The sequence below is a fragment of the Sphingopyxis sp. USTB-05 genome, from assembly GCF_023822045.1.
GTDB lineage: Bacteria > Pseudomonadota > Alphaproteobacteria > Sphingomonadales > Sphingomonadaceae > Sphingopyxis.
In genome coordinates, this window is the sequence record NZ_CP084712.1 from 1,009,279 (window position 1) to 1,027,184 (window position 17,906).

The 17,906-nt window shown below is 64.4% G+C and carries 19 protein-coding genes; 11 read left to right on the forward strand and 8 right to left on the reverse strand.

Features of this window, described 5'->3' with window-relative positions:
* Window positions 1–12: 12 nt before the first annotated feature.
* On the forward strand, window positions 13–1,044 hold the full coding sequence (locus KEC45_RS04415) for a tetratricopeptide repeat protein (protein ID WP_083435845.1): 1,032 nt from the start codon (window positions 13–15) through the stop codon (window positions 1,042–1,044).
* A 200-nt stretch (window positions 1,045–1,244) separates the two neighbouring features.
* Window positions 1,245–3,362 carry a sodium-translocating pyrophosphatase gene (locus KEC45_RS04420; RefSeq protein ID WP_252171519.1) on the forward strand — a complete coding sequence of 706 codons (2,118 nt, stop codon included), beginning with the start codon at window positions 1,245–1,247 and terminating at the stop codon, window positions 3,360–3,362.
* Window positions 3,363–3,589: 227 nt separating this feature from the next.
* Here KEC45_RS04420 and KEC45_RS04425 read toward each other — a convergent pair whose 3' ends face one another.
* Window positions 3,590–4,408, reverse strand: coding sequence for an SDR family NAD(P)-dependent oxidoreductase (locus KEC45_RS04425; protein ID WP_252171520.1), 819 nt, complete (start codon window positions 4,406–4,408; stop codon window positions 3,590–3,592).
* A 315-nt stretch (window positions 4,409–4,723) separates the two neighbouring features.
* Between KEC45_RS04425 and KEC45_RS04430 the strand changes: the two genes are divergently transcribed.
* On the forward strand, window positions 4,724–5,251 hold the full coding sequence (locus KEC45_RS04430) for a CarD family transcriptional regulator (protein WP_062182596.1): 528 nt from the start codon (window positions 4,724–4,726) through the stop codon (window positions 5,249–5,251).
* Between the two features lie 104 nt (window positions 5,252–5,355).
* On the opposite strand, the gene truA is transcribed toward KEC45_RS04430, so the two are convergent.
* Together truA and fmt are read right to left on the reverse strand one after the other, a co-directional pair.
* Entirely contained in the window at window positions 5,356–6,096 is a 741-nt protein-coding gene (gene truA / locus KEC45_RS04435; protein WP_252171521.1) for a tRNA pseudouridine(38-40) synthase TruA, read from the reverse strand.
* Complete coding sequence (gene fmt / locus KEC45_RS04440; RefSeq protein ID WP_252171522.1) at window positions 6,093–7,013, reverse strand: methionyl-tRNA formyltransferase; 921 nt, start codon at window positions 7,011–7,013, stop codon at window positions 6,093–6,095. Before fmt ends, truA begins: the two co-directional genes overlap by 4 nt.
* A 174-nt stretch (window positions 7,014–7,187) precedes the next feature.
* On the opposite strand from fmt, the gene recR reads away from it, so the two are divergent.
* Entirely contained in the window at window positions 7,188–7,784 is a 597-nt protein-coding gene (gene recR, locus KEC45_RS04445) for a recombination mediator RecR (RefSeq protein ID WP_058454976.1), read from the forward strand.
* A 1-nt stretch (window position 7,785) separates the two neighbouring features.
* Here the strand turns inward: recR and KEC45_RS04450 are convergent, their stop codons facing one another.
* On the reverse strand, window positions 7,786–8,964 hold the full coding sequence (locus KEC45_RS04450; protein ID WP_252171523.1) for a serine hydrolase: 1,179 nt from the start codon (window positions 8,962–8,964) through the stop codon (window positions 7,786–7,788).
* Window positions 8,965–9,073: 109 nt separating this feature from the next.
* Between KEC45_RS04450 and def the strand changes: the two genes are divergently transcribed.
* Window positions 9,074–9,607 (forward strand): peptide deformylase, encoded by a 534-nt coding sequence (gene def / locus KEC45_RS04455; protein ID WP_062182584.1) that lies wholly within the window; start codon window positions 9,074–9,076, stop codon window positions 9,605–9,607.
* Between the two features lie 72 nt (window positions 9,608–9,679).
* Here def and grpE read toward each other — a convergent pair whose 3' ends face one another.
* Together grpE and hrcA are read right to left on the reverse strand one after the other, a co-directional pair.
* Window positions 9,680–10,234: a nucleotide exchange factor GrpE gene (grpE, locus tag KEC45_RS04460; protein WP_062182582.1), complete on the reverse strand. Its 555-nt coding sequence runs from the start codon at window positions 10,232–10,234 to the stop codon at window positions 9,680–9,682.
* 4 nt (window positions 10,235–10,238) lie between these two features.
* A complete protein-coding gene (gene hrcA / locus KEC45_RS04465) occupies window positions 10,239–11,282 on the reverse strand; it encodes a heat-inducible transcriptional repressor HrcA (protein WP_062182577.1) in 1,044 nt (347 codons plus the stop codon).
* 89 nt (window positions 11,283–11,371) lie between these two features.
* On the opposite strand from hrcA, the gene KEC45_RS04470 reads away from it, so the two are divergent.
* The 6 genes from KEC45_RS04470 (at window position 11,372) to KEC45_RS04495 (ending at window position 16,329) form a co-directional block, all read left to right on the forward strand.
* The gene (locus tag KEC45_RS04470) at window positions 11,372–12,172 is read left to right on the forward strand and encodes a dienelactone hydrolase family protein (protein WP_252171524.1); all 801 of its coding nucleotides are present in this window, start codon (window positions 11,372–11,374) and stop codon (window positions 12,170–12,172) included.
* A gap of 48 nt (window positions 12,173–12,220) precedes the next feature.
* Window positions 12,221–12,937: a ribonuclease PH gene (gene rph, locus KEC45_RS04475; RefSeq protein WP_062182570.1), complete on the forward strand. Its 717-nt coding sequence runs from the start codon at window positions 12,221–12,223 to the stop codon at window positions 12,935–12,937.
* Between the two features lies 1 nt (window position 12,938).
* A complete protein-coding gene (gene rdgB, locus KEC45_RS04480; protein ID WP_252171525.1) occupies window positions 12,939–13,574 on the forward strand; it encodes an RdgB/HAM1 family non-canonical purine NTP pyrophosphatase in 636 nt (211 codons plus the stop codon).
* 203 nt (window positions 13,575–13,777) lie between these two features.
* Entirely contained in the window at window positions 13,778–14,152 is a 375-nt protein-coding gene (locus KEC45_RS04485) for a hypothetical protein (protein ID WP_252171526.1), read from the forward strand.
* A gap of 31 nt (window positions 14,153–14,183) precedes the next feature.
* Complete coding sequence (gene hemW / locus KEC45_RS04490) at window positions 14,184–15,329, forward strand: radical SAM family heme chaperone HemW (protein ID WP_252171527.1); 1,146 nt, start codon at window positions 14,184–14,186, stop codon at window positions 15,327–15,329.
* 109 nt (window positions 15,330–15,438) lie between these two features.
* On the forward strand, window positions 15,439–16,329 hold the full coding sequence (locus KEC45_RS04495) for a tyrosine recombinase XerC (RefSeq protein WP_252171528.1): 891 nt from the start codon (window positions 15,439–15,441) through the stop codon (window positions 16,327–16,329).
* Here the strand turns inward: KEC45_RS04495 and KEC45_RS04500 are convergent.
* Complete coding sequence (locus tag KEC45_RS04500) at window positions 16,326–16,931, reverse strand: DedA family protein (RefSeq protein WP_062182556.1); 606 nt, start codon at window positions 16,929–16,931, stop codon at window positions 16,326–16,328. The genes KEC45_RS04495 and KEC45_RS04500 overlap by 4 nt on opposite strands.
* A 22-nt stretch (window positions 16,932–16,953) precedes the next feature.
* Entirely contained in the window at window positions 16,954–17,904 is a 951-nt protein-coding gene (gene gshB / locus KEC45_RS04505) for a glutathione synthase (RefSeq protein WP_062182553.1), read from the reverse strand.
* Between the last annotated feature and the right edge of the window lie 2 nt (window positions 17,905–17,906).

The window sequence follows — 17,906 nt, forward strand, 5'->3', positions numbered from 1 at the left end:
TGAAGGGCGGATATGATCGACGGAAAGAACAGACGCTGCGGTTTGGCCAAAGCGGTGCTGGCGTTCTGTTTCTCCTGTTTCTGCTACCCCGCACCGGCGGCCGCTTTGCCCGACCCGGTCGATGTCATCCTCGTTCCCACGGTTGCGGCCGACCCTGATCCGCCATCGGTCGAAGCGTCGCCGGACCCGGTCGCGGCACTCGCGCGCGACTGCGAAGGGGGCGATGCAGAGGCGTGCACGCGGCTCGCCTATCACCATCACGAAGGCGACGGCGTTCCCCGTGACGACGCACGCGCGACCCCGCTTTTCGCTCGCGCTTGCGATCTTGGCGACATGACGGGCTGCACGATGGCGGGCTATGCCCATAGCGAGGGATGGGGCGTGGAACGCTCGCACGAGCGGGCCGCGACCTATTATGCGTTCGCCTGTTACGGCGAAGAGGCGACGGCCTGTTCGAACCTTGGCCTCTCCTACGTCGGCGGGGATGGCGTTCCCAAAGATCCGCAGCGCGCGATAAAGCTGTTCCGACAAGCTTGCGATCTGGGAAGCGTATCGGGCTGCGCGAACCTTGGCGCTTCTTATTCGCTGGGCAAGGGCGTCGCGCCGAACCAGCGCCAGGCGGCACGGCTCTTCAAACGCGCGTGCAAGGCCGACGACCAGCACGCCTGTTATAATCTTGGCGTTCTCCATCGCGACGGGCTCGGCATGCCGCGCGACTACAAGCAGGCCTTTGCGCTGTTCGAGCAAAGCTGCCGCGCCGACGACGCGTCGGCCTGCGGCAATCTGGCGATGCTGGTGAACGACGGTCGCGGCGTCCGGCGTAATCGCCAGCGTGCGCTCGAACTGTTCGACAAGGCGTGCGGACTGGGCGAGGCCGAAAGCTGCTTCACGCTTGGGCGGGCCTATCAGACCGGCAAGGGGATCGAGCGTAACAATGCGCGTGCGATCGAACTACTTGAGCGGGCGCTGAAGCTCGATCCCGAAACCGAATCTGCCGCCGACGCGCGCAAGGCGCTGGCGGCGGCGCGCGGCGAACCCGCGTAGGCGGGTTGGCTTGGCGGCGCGGAAGTCACGGTAAACTGCCGAATAAGCGGGGTTGCGCGGGGCTTTCTTTCTTCCCATAACTCGACGTCCAAATTTGGGGCGGTCGCATCAGGGGAGAGAGCGAACCGGCATCAATAAGTCGGACGTGCTCGACTGCTATCTTCTGCGTCGCCCTTCTCATGGGGAAGGAATAGTCACGCATGAATCCGGTTTTGATCGCGATAGCGTGCGGCCTTTTGGCTGTGCTCTATGGATTCATTACCTCGCGGCAGGTGCTCAGCGCCTCCGCCGGTAATGAAAAAATGCAAGAAATCGCCGCCGCCATTCAGGAAGGCGCCAAGGCCTATCTCGGCCGCCAATATCGCACCATCGCTATCGTCGGCGTCGTCGTCGCCATTCTGGTCGGGCTGTTTCTTGGCCCGATTTCGGCCACCGGCTTCGTCATCGGCGCCGTGCTGTCGGGCGTCGCCGGCTTCGTCGGCATGAACATCTCGGTCAAAGCCAACGTCCGCACCGCGGCGGCGGCGCAGACCGGGCTGCAGGCGGGCCTCACCATGGCGTTCCGCGCCGGCGCGATCACCGGGCTGCTCGTGGCGGGGCTTGCCCTCCTCGCGATCTCGGTCTTCTTCTGGTATCTGATCGGTCCCGGCGGCTACACCGTCGGCGGCGATGACCGCACCGTCGTCGACGCGCTCGTCGCGCTTGCCTTCGGCGCCTCGCTGATCTCGATCTTCGCGCGTCTCGGCGGCGGCATCTTCACCAAGGCCGCTGACGTCGGCGCCGACCTTGTCGGCAAGGTCGAGGCCGGAATTCCCGAAGATGATCCGCGCAACCCGGCCGTGATCGCCGATAACGTCGGCGACAATGTCGGCGACTGCGCCGGCATGGCAGCCGACCTTTTCGAAACCTATGTCGTCACGGTCGGCGCCACCATGGTGCTGATCGCGCTGCTTCTGAAGGGCGCGGGCGACATGCTGCTTCCGCTGATGACGCTGCCGCTCCTGATGGGCGGCGTGTGTATCATCACCTCGATTATCGGCACCTATTTCGTTCGCCTCGGCAGCGGGAAGAATGTCATGGGCGCGATGTACAAGGGCTTCCTTGTCACCGCGGTCCTCTCGATCCCGGCGATCTGGTTCTCGACCAGCTATGTCCTCAAGGGTGACATGGCGACCGACATCACGGGGACGACGTTCAACGGCAGCGATCTTTTCTATTGCTCGCTGCTCGGGCTCGTCATCACCGGCCTGATCATCTGGATCACCGAATATTACACCGGCACCAACTATCGCCCGGTGCGTTCGATCGCCAAGGCTTCGGAAACGGGCCATGGTACGAACGTGATCCAGGGGCTTGCCATCAGCCTTGAATCGACTGCACTGCCGACGCTCGTAATCTGCGTCGGTATCATCGTCGCCTTCCAGACGGCAGGCATCGTCGGCATCGCCTTTGCGGCAACCGCAATGCTGGCGCTCGCCGGCATGGTCGTCGCGCTCGACGCTTATGGTCCTGTTACCGACAACGCCGGCGGCATTGCCGAAATGGCGGGCCTCGACGACTCGGTTCGTGAAAAGACCGACCTGCTCGACGCCGTGGGCAACACGACCAAGGCGGTGACCAAGGGCTATGCCATTGGCTCGGCGGGTCTCGCGGCGCTGGTGCTGTTCGGTACCTATACCGCGGACATCACCGAATATTCGGCCAAGCTCGGGCTGACCGAACCGCTGACCTTCTCGCTGTCGTCGCCCTATGTCATCGTCGGGCTGCTGCTCGGCGCGCTCCTCCCGTATCTGTTCGGTGCGATGGGCATGACCGCGGTCGGCCGTGCGGCGGGTGAAGTGGTCAAGGACGTCCGTGACCAGTTCAAGAATAACCCGGGCATCATGACCTATGAATCGAAGCCCGACTATGCGCGCACGGTCGACCTGGTCACCAAGGCGGCGATCAAGGAAATGATCATCCCGTCGCTGCTGCCGGTGCTGGCACCGATCGTGGTGTATTTCGCAATCCGTGCGGTGGCCGGTCCGGCCGAAGCGCTCGAGGCGCTCGGCGCGCTTCTGCTCGGCGTGATCGTCGGCGGCCTGTTCGTCGCCATCTCGATGACCTCGGGCGGCGGCGCGTGGGACAACGCCAAGAAGTATATCGAGGACGGCAACCATGGCGGCAAGGGCAGCGAGGCTCACAAAGCCGCGGTGACCGGCGACACCGTGGGCGATCCGTACAAGGATACCGCGGGCCCGGCAGTCAACCCGATGATCAAGATCACCAACATCGTGGCGATCCTGCTCCTTGCGGCGCTGGCGCACGGCGCGGTCTAAGCTGCGTCCCTTAGGGAAAGAAAGAGCCCCGCCGGAGCGATCCGGCGGGGCTTTTCTTTGGCGGCTTTGAGATGGGGAGTGGGCGTTCAGCCGCCTACTTCCGTCATCCTGGGCTTGACCCGGGATCCCGCTTTTTGCGCGCGCTCCCGATCCGCCTCAAGCGGGACCCCGGGTCAAGTCCGGGGTGACGATAACAGAGAGGTCCGCAACCGGCAGAATGCAGTTGCTCAAGTCGCGGACGTCGCCTTCATCTGCTGCGCATAGCCCGCCTGCACCATGGTGCTCATCCGGTCGAACAGCGCGTCGGGATCGCCGCGACGCAGGGCTGCGATCGCTGCTTCCGCGCCTTCTGCAACGATCAACTCGCGCGTCCCCGCATCGACCGCCGCCAGCATCTGCGCCGCCGCATCGTCAGGCGACAGGCCATTTTCGATCGCGGCGTCGCTCTCTCCGCGGACGCTGCCGTCTGCGTTCAGCGCATTGCGGCTGACGTTGGTGCGGACCGATCCGGGCGCGACGACCAGTATCTTCAGCCCCAGATGTTCATTCTCGGCGCGCACGGCGTCATGGTAACCGATAATGCCATGCTTCGCCGCCGAATAGGCGCTGCGCAGCGGCACGCCCGCGATGCCCGCGACGCTCGATATCGCGATGATCTGTCCTCCGCCGGCGCCGACCATGCGCGGCAGCAACTGCTGGGTCAGCGCGATCGGGGCGAGCAGGTCGACCCCGATGATCTGTTGATAGACCGCAAAGTCGGTCTCGATCGCAAGGCTGCGCTGCGAGATGCCCGCGTTGTTGACCAGCCCGTCGATGCGACCCAGCCAGTCCCACGCCTGATCGGCAATGGCGGGCAGGGTGGCATAGTCCGTCGCCTCGAACGGCAGGATGAGCGTTTCGGTGGCGCAGTCGGCGGCCACGGCTTCCAGAGCCGCGACATTCCGTCCCGACAGGATCAGCTTCGCGCCGCGTGCGCCCAGCGCACGCGCCAGCGCCGCACCGATGCCCGACGACGCTCCCGTGATCCACCAAACTTGATCCTGCATACCGGCTCCCTATCTATGATTTCGTTTCAACCTGAAACGGGTGTGGATGGCCGTCAAGGTGCCAACCGACGCATTTCCGTGCGGGGCTGGTAATTTTGTTGCGAATCTGTTATAATGAATTCAACACGCCGACACTGTGCCTCTTCCCGCCGCCGGGCTGAGGTATCCTTGGCGTTTCCGATGGAGCCACATCCCTTGTCAATCTGACTGGCTAGCGCCGCCCTACCAGCCCAATCCCCCTCCCGCAGAGGGCCGGATATACCGCTGTTCACGCGCTTTCCTGTCCCCCCGACAAGGCCAATGAAAGGAACTTGAATGTCCGCAAGCACGCCCGTCTTCGAAGTCGGTGACTATGTCGTTTATCCCAAACATGGCGTGGGGCGCGTCATCGAGTTGCAAAAGTCCGAAATCGCCGGAATGCAGCTCGAACTCTATGTCCTCCGCTTCGAAAAGGAAAAGATGACGCTTCGCGTTCCGACCAACAAGGCTGAAGGCGTCGGCATGCGCAAGCTGTCGTCGGATAAGACGCTGAAAGAAGCGCTGCAGGTCCTGACCACCAAGCCGAAGGTGAAGCGCACCATGTGGTCGCGCCGCGCGCAGGAATATGAAGCGAAGATCAATTCGGGCGACCTCGTGTCGATCGCCGAAGTGACCCGCGACCTGTTCCGCGCCGACGACCAGCCCGAGCAGAGCTATTCGGAACGTCAGATCTTTGAAGCGGCATCGAGCCGCCTCGCGCGCGAACTCGGCGCGATGGAAGAAAGCGACGAAAAGACGGCGCAGGCGAAGATCCTCCAGATCCTCAACGAGCATGCGCCGCTCTATTACGCCGAAAAAGTGTAATCGCGTCCACAGCGATGAAGGAAAGGGCGGTCTGGTAGGGCCGCCCTTTTTCGTTTCAGGGCCCTCTTTCGCGTCATGCATGGATGACGAAGGGTTGGAATATCCTACGGGTAAGTGGCGCTGACGAAATATAACCCGTCGGGCGGCGCGTTGAGGCCGAGTGCGTTGCGGTCGGCGGCATCGAGTGCCGCTTTCAGGTCGCGCGCAGTCCACTTGCCGTAACCGACGAGCGCAAGACAGCCCACCATCGAGCGTACCTGGTGGTGCAGGAAACTACGCGCCGCCGCCTCGACGATGATCTCTTCGCCATGACGGCTGACGGTCAGCCGATCCAGGGTCTTCACCGGACTTTGCGACTGGCAATGCGCCGAGCGGAAGGTGGTGAAGTCATGAAGTCCGATGAGTTGCTGCGCCGCGGCGTGCATCGCATCGGCATCGAGCGGTCGGGCGACCTGCCACGACAATCCCTTGTCCCACGTCAACGGCGCGCGGCGATTGACGATACGATATTCGTACGACCGGCCGGTGCAGGCAAAACGTGCATGCCAATCGTCGGGCACGATCTCGCAGCCGACGATCGCGACCGGGGCCGGGCGAAGCTGCGCATTCAGCGCCTCGGTCAGCTTGAACGGGGTCAGCGGCTTTTCGATATCGACATGCGCGCGCATCGCGATCGCATGGACACCCGCGTCGGTGCGCCCGGCGCTGAGCACCTGTACCGTTTCGGCGGTGAAGCGGTGGATCGCTTCCTCGATAACCTGTTGGACGCTGGGGCCGTGCGCCTGCCGCTGCCAGCCCATATAGGGGCGGCCGTCATATTCGATCGTGAGCGCGAAACGTGTCATGCGAGGCGCGTGCCTGCGGGGACCGGCCGTCCGCGGAGCAGTTCGGCCGTGTCCATCGCGGGCTTTCCGGCGCGCTGCACGCGCGTCGCGCGGATTGCGCCGGGGTTGCAGGCGATGGTGAGATTGTCGTCGAGCGTGACCCCGGGCGCGGCGCCCGCAACACTGTCGGATGGATGCACGGCTTCGGCCGCCAAAATCTTGTAGCGCTCGCCCTCAAATTCGAAAAAGGCGCCGGGCACTGGATTGAATGCGCGGATTTGCCGTTCGACCTGCACAGCGCTCGTCAGAAAATCGAGCCGCGCCTCGCTCTTGTCGATCTTCGCCGCATAGGTGACCCCCTCTTCGGGCTGGGGCTCGGGCGGGAAGGCGTGGAGATCGCTCAGCACGCGCCGCATCATCAGTGCGCCCATTTCGGCGAGTTCATGGGTCAGGATGCCCGCGTTCTTGCGCCCCATCGGCGTCGTCTCGATCAGCCGCATCGCGCCGGTGTCGAGCCCGATGTCCATCTGCATGATCGTCACGCCGGTCTGGGTATCGCCCGCGAGGATCGCGCGCTGCACCGGCGCTGCTCCACGCCAGCGGGGCAGGACCGAGCCATGGACGTTGAGACAGCCCTCACGCGGAGCGTCCAGGATCGGCTGCGGCAGGATCAGGCCATAGGCAGCGACCACCGCGATATCGAGGTCGAGCGCGGCGAATTCGGCCTGCGCCTCTTCGGTCTTGAGGCTCTTTGGCGTGCGGACGGGCAGGCCATGATCCTCGGCCCAGACCTGCACCGGGCTCTTCTGCAGTTTCTTGCCGCGCTGCGCCGGCCGTGGTGGCTGGGTATAGACGGCCACGATGTCGTGCCCCGCCGCGTGGAGCGCGGCGAGCGTCGGTACCGCGAAGGGCGGCGTTCCCATGAAGGCGATGCGCATGGGCTGCGCCTTTGGCGGAGGATGCGGCGCGGCGCAAGGCCAACGCTCCTCACATCCGTCACCCCGTGATCTGGGGTCACGCTTCCCACCGTCGCGGAGCGGGACCCCGGATCAAGTCCGGGGTGACGAGGGAGGGATATTGTGCACCGATTGCACACTCACTACCAACGCAACATGGCCTCCACCGAAATCGAAGCGCTCGTCCAGCAACTCGCCCGCCTGCCGGGCCTCGGCCCGCGTTCGGCGCGGCGCGCGGTGCTGCATCTGATGAAGAAGCGCGAGAGCAGTTTTGCGCCGCTGCTCGCCGCGCTGCAGACGGTATCCGAACGGCTCGTCACCTGCGGGATTTGCGGCAATGTCGATACGCAGGACCCCTGCGCCATCTGCGCCGACCCGCGCCGCGATGCGCGGTCGCTGTGCGTTGTCGAGGAAGTGTCGGACCTGTGGGCTCTCGACAAGTCGCGGCTGTTTCCGGGAAAATATCACGTCCTCGGCGGACGATTGTCGGCGCTGGAGGGCGTGCGGCCGCAGGACCTCAGCATCGATGCGCTCGTCGCACGCGTTGCGGCGGGCGGCATCGACGAGGTCGTGCTGGCGATGAACGCGACCTTGGAAGGGCAGACGACGGCGCATTATCTCGCCGAGCGGCTGGAGGGCTATCCGGTGCGCCTGACGCAGCTCGCGCATGGCCTGCCGGTGGGCGGCGAACTCGATTATCTTGACGAGGGAACGCTGGCGCAGGCGCTGAGGGCCCGTCGGCCGGTAGGGTGACTCAAGGCTGCGGCGTCAACGCTTCCAACTTCCGTCCCATCAGCTTTTCGATCAATCCACGATAATAGGCAGCGAGTTCGGGTTCGTCGCCGATGATCTCCAGCGCACGGGCGATCGGCACCCAGCCGTTGGCGCCGTTGACGAAGATGGCGGCCCCGGTCCGGCGGTCGGGGGAGAAATAGACAAGGTCGGTCTGCCCCTCGTCATTCCCCGTGTGCTGCAGGATCAAATGTTTCCCATAATCATGGGCCTGCCAGCCAAATGTGTAGCCATATCGATCGGGGCAACGCCGCACGAAGGGCTTTTCGCAGCCGTAGCGATCATCGTCCGCGAGCGAGGTCAGAATCGTTTCTCGTATCTGCCGTGTTTTCGAACGTTTCGCCGATGCGGCGATGAGCCGTTTCAGGAAGGCGGCATAGGCGTCGGGGGTCGCGATCAGGTCATAGGCTGCACCAATACCCGTCCCTTCGCGCAAACCCGGATAAGTTGAAGCCAGATCGAGCGTGGCACCCTCTGCATCGTATGGCAGTGCCAGTTGTCCTTCCGTCCAGTCGGGGAGCTCGCCAACCGCCATTCGGTCGATATGCCAAGGGCGAAACAGGGTTTCGGCGGCAAGGAGGCGAAAGGGTTTTCCCGTCTTTGCTTCGGCATAACGCGCCGCAAGTTCGATCCCCGCGCCCGAATAGCGATAGCGCGTGCCCGGCGTCCAATCGAAGGCGAGTTTGCCGTCGGCGTAATCGTCGGGCCAATTGCGCAATCCGGATCGGTGCGCCAACAAAATGCGCGTGGTAAGCAAGGCATAGCGCGGGTCGCGGTCGATGTCGGCGGATTTGACCGTTCGGGCGATCGGTTCGTCCAGGTCAATCCGGCCGTCGGCCGCCAGCGCGAGCAAGGTTTCCGCGGTCACCGTTTTGGCGATGGACGCTGTGTTGAAGGCGGTCCGGGCGGTTATCGGCACCCCCGGGCTCTGCTTTCCATAATGGCCCGACCAGATGATGCGGCCGTCGCGGATGACCGCGATGCCGATTCCGCCGATCTTCTCATCTTTCACGATTGACGGCATCCGGCGCGCCATTTCGACATCGAGTTTGGCGGCAGCGGGCGCCATGTCGCGGGCGTCGGCGCGATCCGCGGACCAGGCCCCGACAAGGATCGGAATCGCCAGAAGCAAAAGTCTCATCACATCTCCAAAGCCGGCGATTGCGGTCCGACTGTTACGGCCGCGCGATGAGCGCCGTGTGAATGCGCTACCTCTTGACCCGGCGCCTTCCCGACCATACCTGCACGCCATGGCCTTACTCCCTATCATAGAGACCCCGGATCCCCGGCTGCGCGTCATTTCGAAGCCCGTCGAGACATTCGATGCCGAGCTGAAGACGCTGGTCGCCGACATGTTCGAAACGATGTACGACGCCCCCGGTATCGGGCTGGCCGCGATCCAGGTCGGGGTGGCGAAGCGCATCCTCGTCATCGACCTGCAGGAAGCCGATCCCGAAGACCCCGAGGGTAAGAAGGTCATCCGCGAGCCGCGCGTCTTCATCAATCCCGTCTTCTCTGACGAGAGCGAGGAGCATAGCATTTATCAGGAGGGCTGCCTGTCGGTCCCCGAGCAATATGCCGACGTGACGCGTCCCGCCGAGGTCACCGTCGACTGGCAGGACGAAGACGGCAAGCATCACCAGGAACGCATGACCGGATTGATGGCGACGTGCATTCAGCATGAGCACGACCATCTGGAGGGCATCCTGTTCATCGATCATCTGTCGCGGCTGAAGCGCGAGATGGTGCTGAAGAAGCTGGCGAAGCTCCGCAAGGCTGCGTGACCGGCGCATAACCGACAAAAAGAAACCCCGGCTTCCACCGGGGTTTCTTTTTGTGTGCAATGTCGGTCGGGTTTACCCCGCCTTTGCCACCGCGACCATCGCCGGGCGCAGCAGCCGATCCTTCAGCATATAGCCCGCCTGCATTTCCTGCACGATTGTGCCGGGCGTCTGATCGCTCGGGATTTCGAGCATCGCCTGATGCTGGTTCGGGTCCAGTGGCAGGCCGATCGCCGCGATGCGGGTGATGCCGTTGCGTTCGAAGACGCTGAGCAATTCCCGCTCGGTAGCTTCGAGGCCCGTGATCAGCGGCTTGATCGCCTCGGCGGCGCGCTGTTCGTCGCTGAGCGCGGCGAGCGCGCGGCCGAGATTGTCGGCAACCGACAGGATGTCGCGCGCGAATTTGGTCGCGGCATAGGCGTGCGCGTCGGCGATTTCCTTGTCCTTGCGGCGCGTGACATTCTGCGTCTCGGCGCGCGCATAGAGCAAGTCCTGCTGGAGCGCGGCGACTTGTTCGGCAAGCTGTGCCAGTTCTTCATTCTCGCCCTGCGCGGGGTTCGCCGCGTCGGCGGTTTCAACTTCGGGGTTCGCGCCGTCGTCGACCGGCGTGTCATTTTCAATGTTCGTCATAAACCTATCGTATCAGTCTGGAGAGCGATTGTGCGGTAAAATCCACCATGGGAACGATCCGGGCATAGTTCAAGCGCGTCGGGCCGATGACCCCGACCACGCCGACGACACGTCCGTCCGATCCGCGATAGGGCGCCGCTATCACGGACGAGCCCGAAAGCGAGAATAATTTATTCTCCGACCCGATGAAAATTCGTGTCGCGGCGCCCTCGCGCGCGCTGTCGAGCAATTGCGCGATGTCCTGCTTGGTTTCGAGCTCGTCGAGCAACTGGCGTACGCGGTCGAGGTCGCCGACCGCATTTTCGTCGAGCAAGTTGGCCTGCCCGCGGACGATCAGCACCGGGCGGTCGGCCCCGTCGGACGACCATATGGCTAGGCCGCGGCTGACCAGATCCTGCGCGGCGCGGTCGATCGCGATACGCTCGGCCTCAATCTCATGGCGAACGCGCGCCATCGCTTCAGTCAGCGTCAGACCCGACAGCGTCGCGCTGATATAATTTCCCGCCTCGACCAGCGCCGACGGGTTGAGCCCCACCGGAATGTCGATGACGCGGTTCTCGACCGTTCCGTCACCCGCGACGAGCACCACAAGCGACTGGCTCGCCGACAAAGGCACGAAGGCGAGCTGTTTGAGCACGCGTTCATGCTTGGGAACGAGCACGAGGCCCGCGCACGCCGACAGCCCCGACAGGGCCGACGTCGCCTGCGCGAGCGCGCTTTCGATCGGGCCGGCGTCCGACAGGCTCGCCTCGATTTGCGCGCGATCCTCAGCCGAGGGCTCGGCAACCTGCATCATCCCGTCGACGAAAAGACGCAGCCCCTGTTCGGTCGGCAGGCGCCCGGCGCTGGTGTGCGGGCTGGCGAGCAGGCCGAACTCCTCCAGATCCTGCATCACGTTGCGGATCGACGCGGGCGAAAGGTTGAGCGCCGCGAGCTTCGACAAGGTGCGCGATCCGACCGGTTGGCCGGTTTCAAGATAGGCATCGACGACCAGCCGGAACACGTCGCGGGCGCGCGTGGTGAGTTCGGTGATCGGCGGGGTGGTCATAAGAGGGATTTAGGGATGGGGAGGGGTTGGGGCAAGCTTTGCTGGCCTGTGCGCGCAAGTCGCGTTAGCCTCCGCCGGGGAGAAAATTCATGACGACACCGCCACTCGACCGCGACGATCCGCTGAGCGACTTCGACCACCGCGACATCGTCCTGCTCGGTCGCAAGCATCGCGTCTACACAATGGGCAGCGGCCCCGCGGTGATCGTGATGACCGAAATGCCCGGCATCAGCCCGCATGTCGCGCGGTTCGCGCGCTGGGTCCGCGATGCGGGCTTTACCGTCTATATGCCACATATTTTCGGCAAGGATGGGGCGGTGCCCCGGGCGCCTCGCATGTTGTTCACGATGATCGGGGGGTGCATCAGCCGCCAGTTTCGCGCCTTTCAGGCCAACGAAAGCTCACCCGCGACACAGTGGCTGCGCGCATTGGCGGCGCAGGCGCACAAGGAATGCGGCGGCAAGGGCGTCGGCGCGATCGGTATGTGCTTCACCGGCAATTTCGCGCTGTCGATGATGCTCGAACCATCGGTGCTCGCACCCGTGCTTGCGCAGCCGTCGCTGCCGCTGAGCGACCCGGCCGGAATGCACATTGCGCCGGATGAGCTTGCAGTGGTGAAGGCCCGGATGGACGCTGAGGATCTGACGGTGCTCGCATATCGGTTCGAGGGCGACAAATATTGTAAGGCGGCGCGCTTTGCCGCCTATGAGGATGCACTCGGCGATCGGTTTATCGGCAAGGTGCTGCCCGACAGCGCGGCGAACCCCGACAGCCCGATGAAGAACCCGCATAGCGTCGTGACCATCCATCTGATCGACGAGGCGGGCCAGCCGACGGCGCAGGCGCGCGACGAAATCCTCGATTTCTTCAAGATGCGGTTGAGCGAATGAGGCCGGCGGCCTAAGGGCCACCGCAATCACCAATCGAAAGGATAGTTTATGCGCCCCTCAGGCCGCGCGCCCGATCAGATGCGCCCCATCGGAATTGAAACCGAATTCACCATCCATGCGGAGGGCAGCGTCCTCGTCAGCTTCGGCAATACGAAGGTGCTTGTGACCGCCAGCGTCGACGAGAAGGTGCCGTCGTGGATGCGCGGCAAGGGCGCGGGCTGGGTCACCGCCGAATATGGCATGCTGCCCCGCGCCACGCACACGCGCGGCAGCCGCGAAGCGGCGAAGGGCAAGCAGTCGGGCCGGACGCAGGAAATCCAGCGACTTATCGGGCGTAGCTTGCGCGCCGTCGTCGATATGAAGAAGCTCGGCGAGCGCCAGATCATCATCGATTGCGACGTGATCCAGGCCGACGGCGGCACGCGCACGGCGTCGATTTCGGGCGCGTGGGTCGCGCTGCGCCTTGCGGTCGACAAGCTGCTTGCGGCGAAGACGATCGCCGAAGATCCAATCACGGACAAGGTCGGCGCGATCTCGTGTGGCATCTATAATGGCACGCCGGTGCTCGACCTCGACTATGATGAGGATTCGGTCGCCGAGGCCGACGGCAATTTCGTGCTCACCGCGAAAGGCCAGATCGTCGAAGTGCAGGCGAGCGCCGAGGGCGCGACCTATGACGAGGAAGGCCTGCTCCGTCTGCTCCGCCTCGCGCGCATCGGCTGCGGCGAAATCTTCGCGGCTCAGGACAAGGCGACGGGGCGCTGACATGACGCGCAGGCTCGCCCCCGGCAAGCTGGTCATCGCCAGCCACAATGCAGGCAAGGTGCGCGAAATTCGCGCGCTGCTCGACCCGTTCGGGATCGAGCCCGTGTCGGCGGGTGACCTCGGGCTTCCCGAGCCCGAGGAGACGGGGACGACCTTTCGCGAAAACGCGCTGCTGAAGGCGCACGCAAGCGCTTCGGCGGCGGGCTTGCCCGCACTTGCCGACGACAGCGGGCTCGAGGTCGCGGCGCTCGGCGGGCGCCCTGGCGTCTATACCGCAGACTGGGCCGAACGGCAGGTGTTCGAGGGCGAGCCCGGCCGCGACTGGTATATGGCGATGGGCAAGGTCGAAGGGCTGCTGGCCGAGCAGGGGCCGGACGTCGACCGCAGCGCCTGCTTCGTCTGCACCCTCGCGCTTGCCTGGCCCGACGGCCATGCCGAAGTGTTCGAGGGGCGGGCGCAGGGCAGCCTGACGTGGCCGCCGCGCGGGCTGCTGGGCTTCGGTTATGATCCGGTGTTCGTGCCGACCGGTAACGCACTGACTTATGCGGAAATCGATCCGGCGGAAAAGCATGCGATCAGCCACCGCGCCGATGCGTTTGCGAAGCTGGTGGCGGGGGCTTTTCAGCAAATCGATTGAGGTTGCGGGAAGGGCGAACTCGCGCCATGCTCCAGCGATGATCGTCGAACTTAATGGTCTTGCGGGGGTAGGCAAACTGACCCATTGGCCGGATAGTCGCGCAGTCTCTCGACGCGCGGCTGATCGACAATCACACGATTTACGATCCCGCGTTTGCGACCACCGATTTCGGATCCGAAGAATTTCGCAAGTCGGTCAGAGCCGTGCGCGCCATCGTTTTTGATCGTGCGACACATCTGCCGCGCAGTACGCCGATCTTGCTGACCATCGCACCGGGGCGTGATCGCAACTGGGGCGAGGAGTGGCAGGACGCGATCCGTCGGCTCGCCGATGCGCGCGGTGTTCCACTATATGGAGTGCATCTGCGCTGTGCCCCCGCCGAGCTTGCGCGGCGGATCGCCGATCCCGGCCGCGCGGGAACGCGAAAGCTGACCGATGCGGCGGTCCTTGCTGACGGCGCTGAAAGACCTGTCTTGCTCGATCATTGCGACAGACGGTTCGATCTCGATATTACCGCGTTATCAGCGGCAGAGGCAGCAGAAGCCATATTGCGCTGGGTGCGCGGCGAGGCGGGCTGACTTTCCGGGACGATGCCCTATATCGCCCCACATGCCCGAGCCGCTTGCCCTTTATGTCCATTGGCCGTTTTGCGTCAGCAAATGCCCCTATTGCGACTTCAACAGCCATGTCCGCGAAAGCGTCGATCAGGCGGTGTGGCGCGAGGCGTTGCTCGCCGACCTGCGGCATGAGGCGGCGTTGCTGCCGGGGCGGACGGTCGGGTCGATCTTCTTCGGCGGCGGTACGCCCAGCCTGATGCCGCCTGCGACTGTTGCGGCTGTGATCGCGGCGGCGGGCGACGCGTGGGGCCTCGCCGATGACGTCGAGATCACGCTTGAGGCCAACCCCAATTCGGTCGAGGTCGCCAATTTCGCCGACCTTGCTGCGGCCGGGGTCAACCGCGTTTCGATAGGCGTGCAGAGCTTCGATTCCGAAGTGCTTGAATTTCTTGGCCGCGCGCACAGCGAGGACGAGGCGCGCCGTGCCATCGCGACCGCGCAGGAGCATTTCGCGCGCGTAAGCTTCGACCTGATCTATGCGCGGCCTGGCCAGTCGATGGCCGCATGGGAAGCCGAACTGGCGGGAGCGCTCGCCTTCGGCACCGACCATCTCTCGCTCTATCAGCTCACCATTGAGCCCGGCACGCGCTTTGCGACGCTCGCGGCGAAGGGCGATCTTATTATCCCAGACGGTGATACCGCCGCCGATCTGTTCGACGCGACACAGGCGATGACGCGCGCGGCCGGCTTGCCGCGGTACGAGGTGTCGAACCATGCGCGCGTCGGGCAGGAGAGCCAGCACAATCTGGCATATTGGCGTTACGCTGATTATGCGGGGGTCGGTCCCGGCGCGCACGGGCGGCGCCTCGCGCAGGCGACCGAGCGGCACAAGAAGCCCGAAAATTTCATCGCGGCGGTGGAGCGCAACGGCCACGGCCTGAAAGTCGAAACCGACCTGCCGGCGCACGAACGTGCGACCGAGGCGATGTTGATGGGGCTGCGGCTGACCGACGGGATCGACCTGGCGCGGATCGAAGCGCGGAGCGGGCTGCTACGTGAGGCGTTCGTCGATGCCGACGCGGTGGCACGGCTGACCGCGCAGGGGTTGATGTGGCAAAACGGCGATCGGCTGGCGGTGAGCGACGACGGGATCCTGCTTCTCGACAGCATCCTTTCCGAGGTTGTCAAAACCCACTAGCTTACTCTCGACCCGTTCGTGTCGAGCGAAGTCGAGACACCCCTCGACCTAGCGCGCCGCCGATGGGCATCTCGACTTCGCTCGATGCGAACCGGAATGGGGATATGGTTTGCCGCAGCATTTGATCCGCGACTGGGATGCCCATCTGGCGCACGAGAAGCGCCGGTCGGAGCATACGCGCCGCGCCTATATAGCGACCGCCGAGCGTTTCTGCGACTTCCTGTCGCGGCATCGCGGGGGTGCGGTAGATGCGCGCATGCTGAAGGCACTGACCCCGAACGACCTGCGCGCCTATCTCGCCGACCGCCGGGCCGAGGGGCTTGGCAATGCGTCGGCGGCTCGCGAGCTTTCGGCCCTGCGCACTTTCCTGCGTTTTGTCGGCGGGTCGAATGCCAGCGTGCCGCAGATGCGCGGGCCTCGGGTGAAAAAGGGGCTGCCGCGCCCTGTCTCGCCCGCCGAGGCGTTGCAACTTGCGCAGGATGTAGAGGACAATGCGCGCGAGGGTTGGGTCGGTGCGCGCGATTTTGCGCTGCTGTTGCTGCTCTATGGCGCCGGGCTGCGCATCGGCGAGGCGCTGTCGCTCACGGGCGCGGCGTTGCCGCTCGGCGAGACATTGCGCGTGACGGGCAAGCGGAACAAGACGCGCATCGTGCCGATCCTGCCCGCCGTCGCGAGCGCGGTGTCGCGCTATGTCGAGGCTTGTCCCTGGCCGATCGCCAAGGATACGCCGGTCTTCCTCGGCGCACGCGGAGGGCCGCTTCAGCCCGGCGTCGTCCGCGCCAGCGTCCGCTCGGCTCGCCGCGCGCTGGGGCTTCCCGAACGCACGACGCCGCACGCCCTACGCCACAGTTTCGCGACGCATTTGCTTGCCGGGGGTGCCGATCTGCGCAGCCTTCAGGAATTGCTCGGTCATGCGAGCCTTGCCTCGACGCAGATTTATACCGCGGTCGATGCCGCTCATCTGCTCGATATCTACCGGAGCGCGCACCCGCGCGCCTAGTTCGCCTGCTTGGGCTTCCAGGTGATGACGCGGTAGATATAGATCACCACAAGCGATCCGATCGCGACGAGCGCGACGGGGCCGACAAAGGCGTCGAGGTTCGCGAACTTTCCACCGAACCAATTGCCCGCGCCCGCGAGCGCGGCGATCCAGACCGTCGATCCGGCGGCGGTCCAAACCAAGAATTTTGCCTGGTTCATCTTTACCATACCTGCGGGCAGCGACACCATTGTCCGCGCGACGGGCATGAAGCGCGCGATGAAGACGATCGCGGGTCCATATTTCAGGAAGAAAGCGTGCAGTCGCTCGACCTCCGCCCAGTCGAGCGTCAGCCAGCGTCCGTGGCGGTCGATGAAGGGTTTGAGCCGTTCGTAACCGATCCAGCGGCCGATGCCGTACCAGATCCAGTTGCCCGCGGTCGTTCCCGCAACGGCGACCGCGACGAGCGTCCAGAAATCGAAATGACCCTTCGCGACCGCGATGCCGCCAAGCCCCATGATCACCTCGGATGGGATCGGCGGGAACACATTCTCGAGGAACATGAGGATGAAAATCCCCACATAGCCCCAACTCTGTATCAGGTTCAGGATGAAGTCGGTCATGATTAAGGAACGCGCGGGCGCGTCAGCCGATCCGCCGCTTAATCGCGTCCCAGATCATTCCCGCCGTATCGCTGTTGTTGAAACGGTCGATCGCAACGATCCCGGTGGGCGACGTGACGTTGATTTCGGTCAGCCATTCGCCGCCGATGACGTCGATACCGACGAAGACCAGCCCGCGTTCGCGCAGTTGCGGGCCGAGCACGTCGCAGATTTCCTGCTCGCGCGGAGTGAGTTCGGCCGCCTCGGCATAGCCGCCGACTGCCAGGTTCGAACGGAATTCGCCTTCGCCGGGTTTGCGGTTGATCGCGCCCGCGACCTCGCCGTCGACGAGCACGATGCGCTTGTCGCCCTTGCTGACGCTCGGCAGGAACTGCTGCACCATGAAAGGTTCGGGCCACACCTGTCCGAACAGTTCGACAAGCGCGCCGAGGTTGCCGCCGTCGGCGTCGATCTTGAACACCGCCTTGCCGCCATTGCCGTGGAGCGGCTTGATCACCACGGCGCCGTGGCGGGCCTGAAAATCCTTCACCGCGTCGAGTTCGCGCGTCACCATCGTCGGCGGCATGAACTCGGGGAAATCGAGCACGAACACTTTTTCCGGCGCGTTGCGGACCGAGACCGGGTCGTTCACCACCAGCGTCTCGCCCGCGATGCGTTCTAGCAGCCAGGTGCCGGTGAGGTAACCGAGGTCGAAGGGCGGATCCTGTCGCATCAGGACGACGTCGATATCGCGGCCTAGGTCGAGCAGCACTTCATCGCCGAACTTGTAGTGCGCGCCTGCCTCACGTTGCGCCTCGATGATGCGGTGCGCTTTCGTCGTCAACCGCCCGGCCTCCCACGTCAATCCGCGCACGTCATAATGATAAAGCTCGTAACCGCGTTCGAGCGCCTTCAGGATCAGGTGGAAACTGCTGTCGCCCCCGATATTGATACCATCCATCGGGTCCATTTGTACCGCGGCGCGCAGGGTCATTA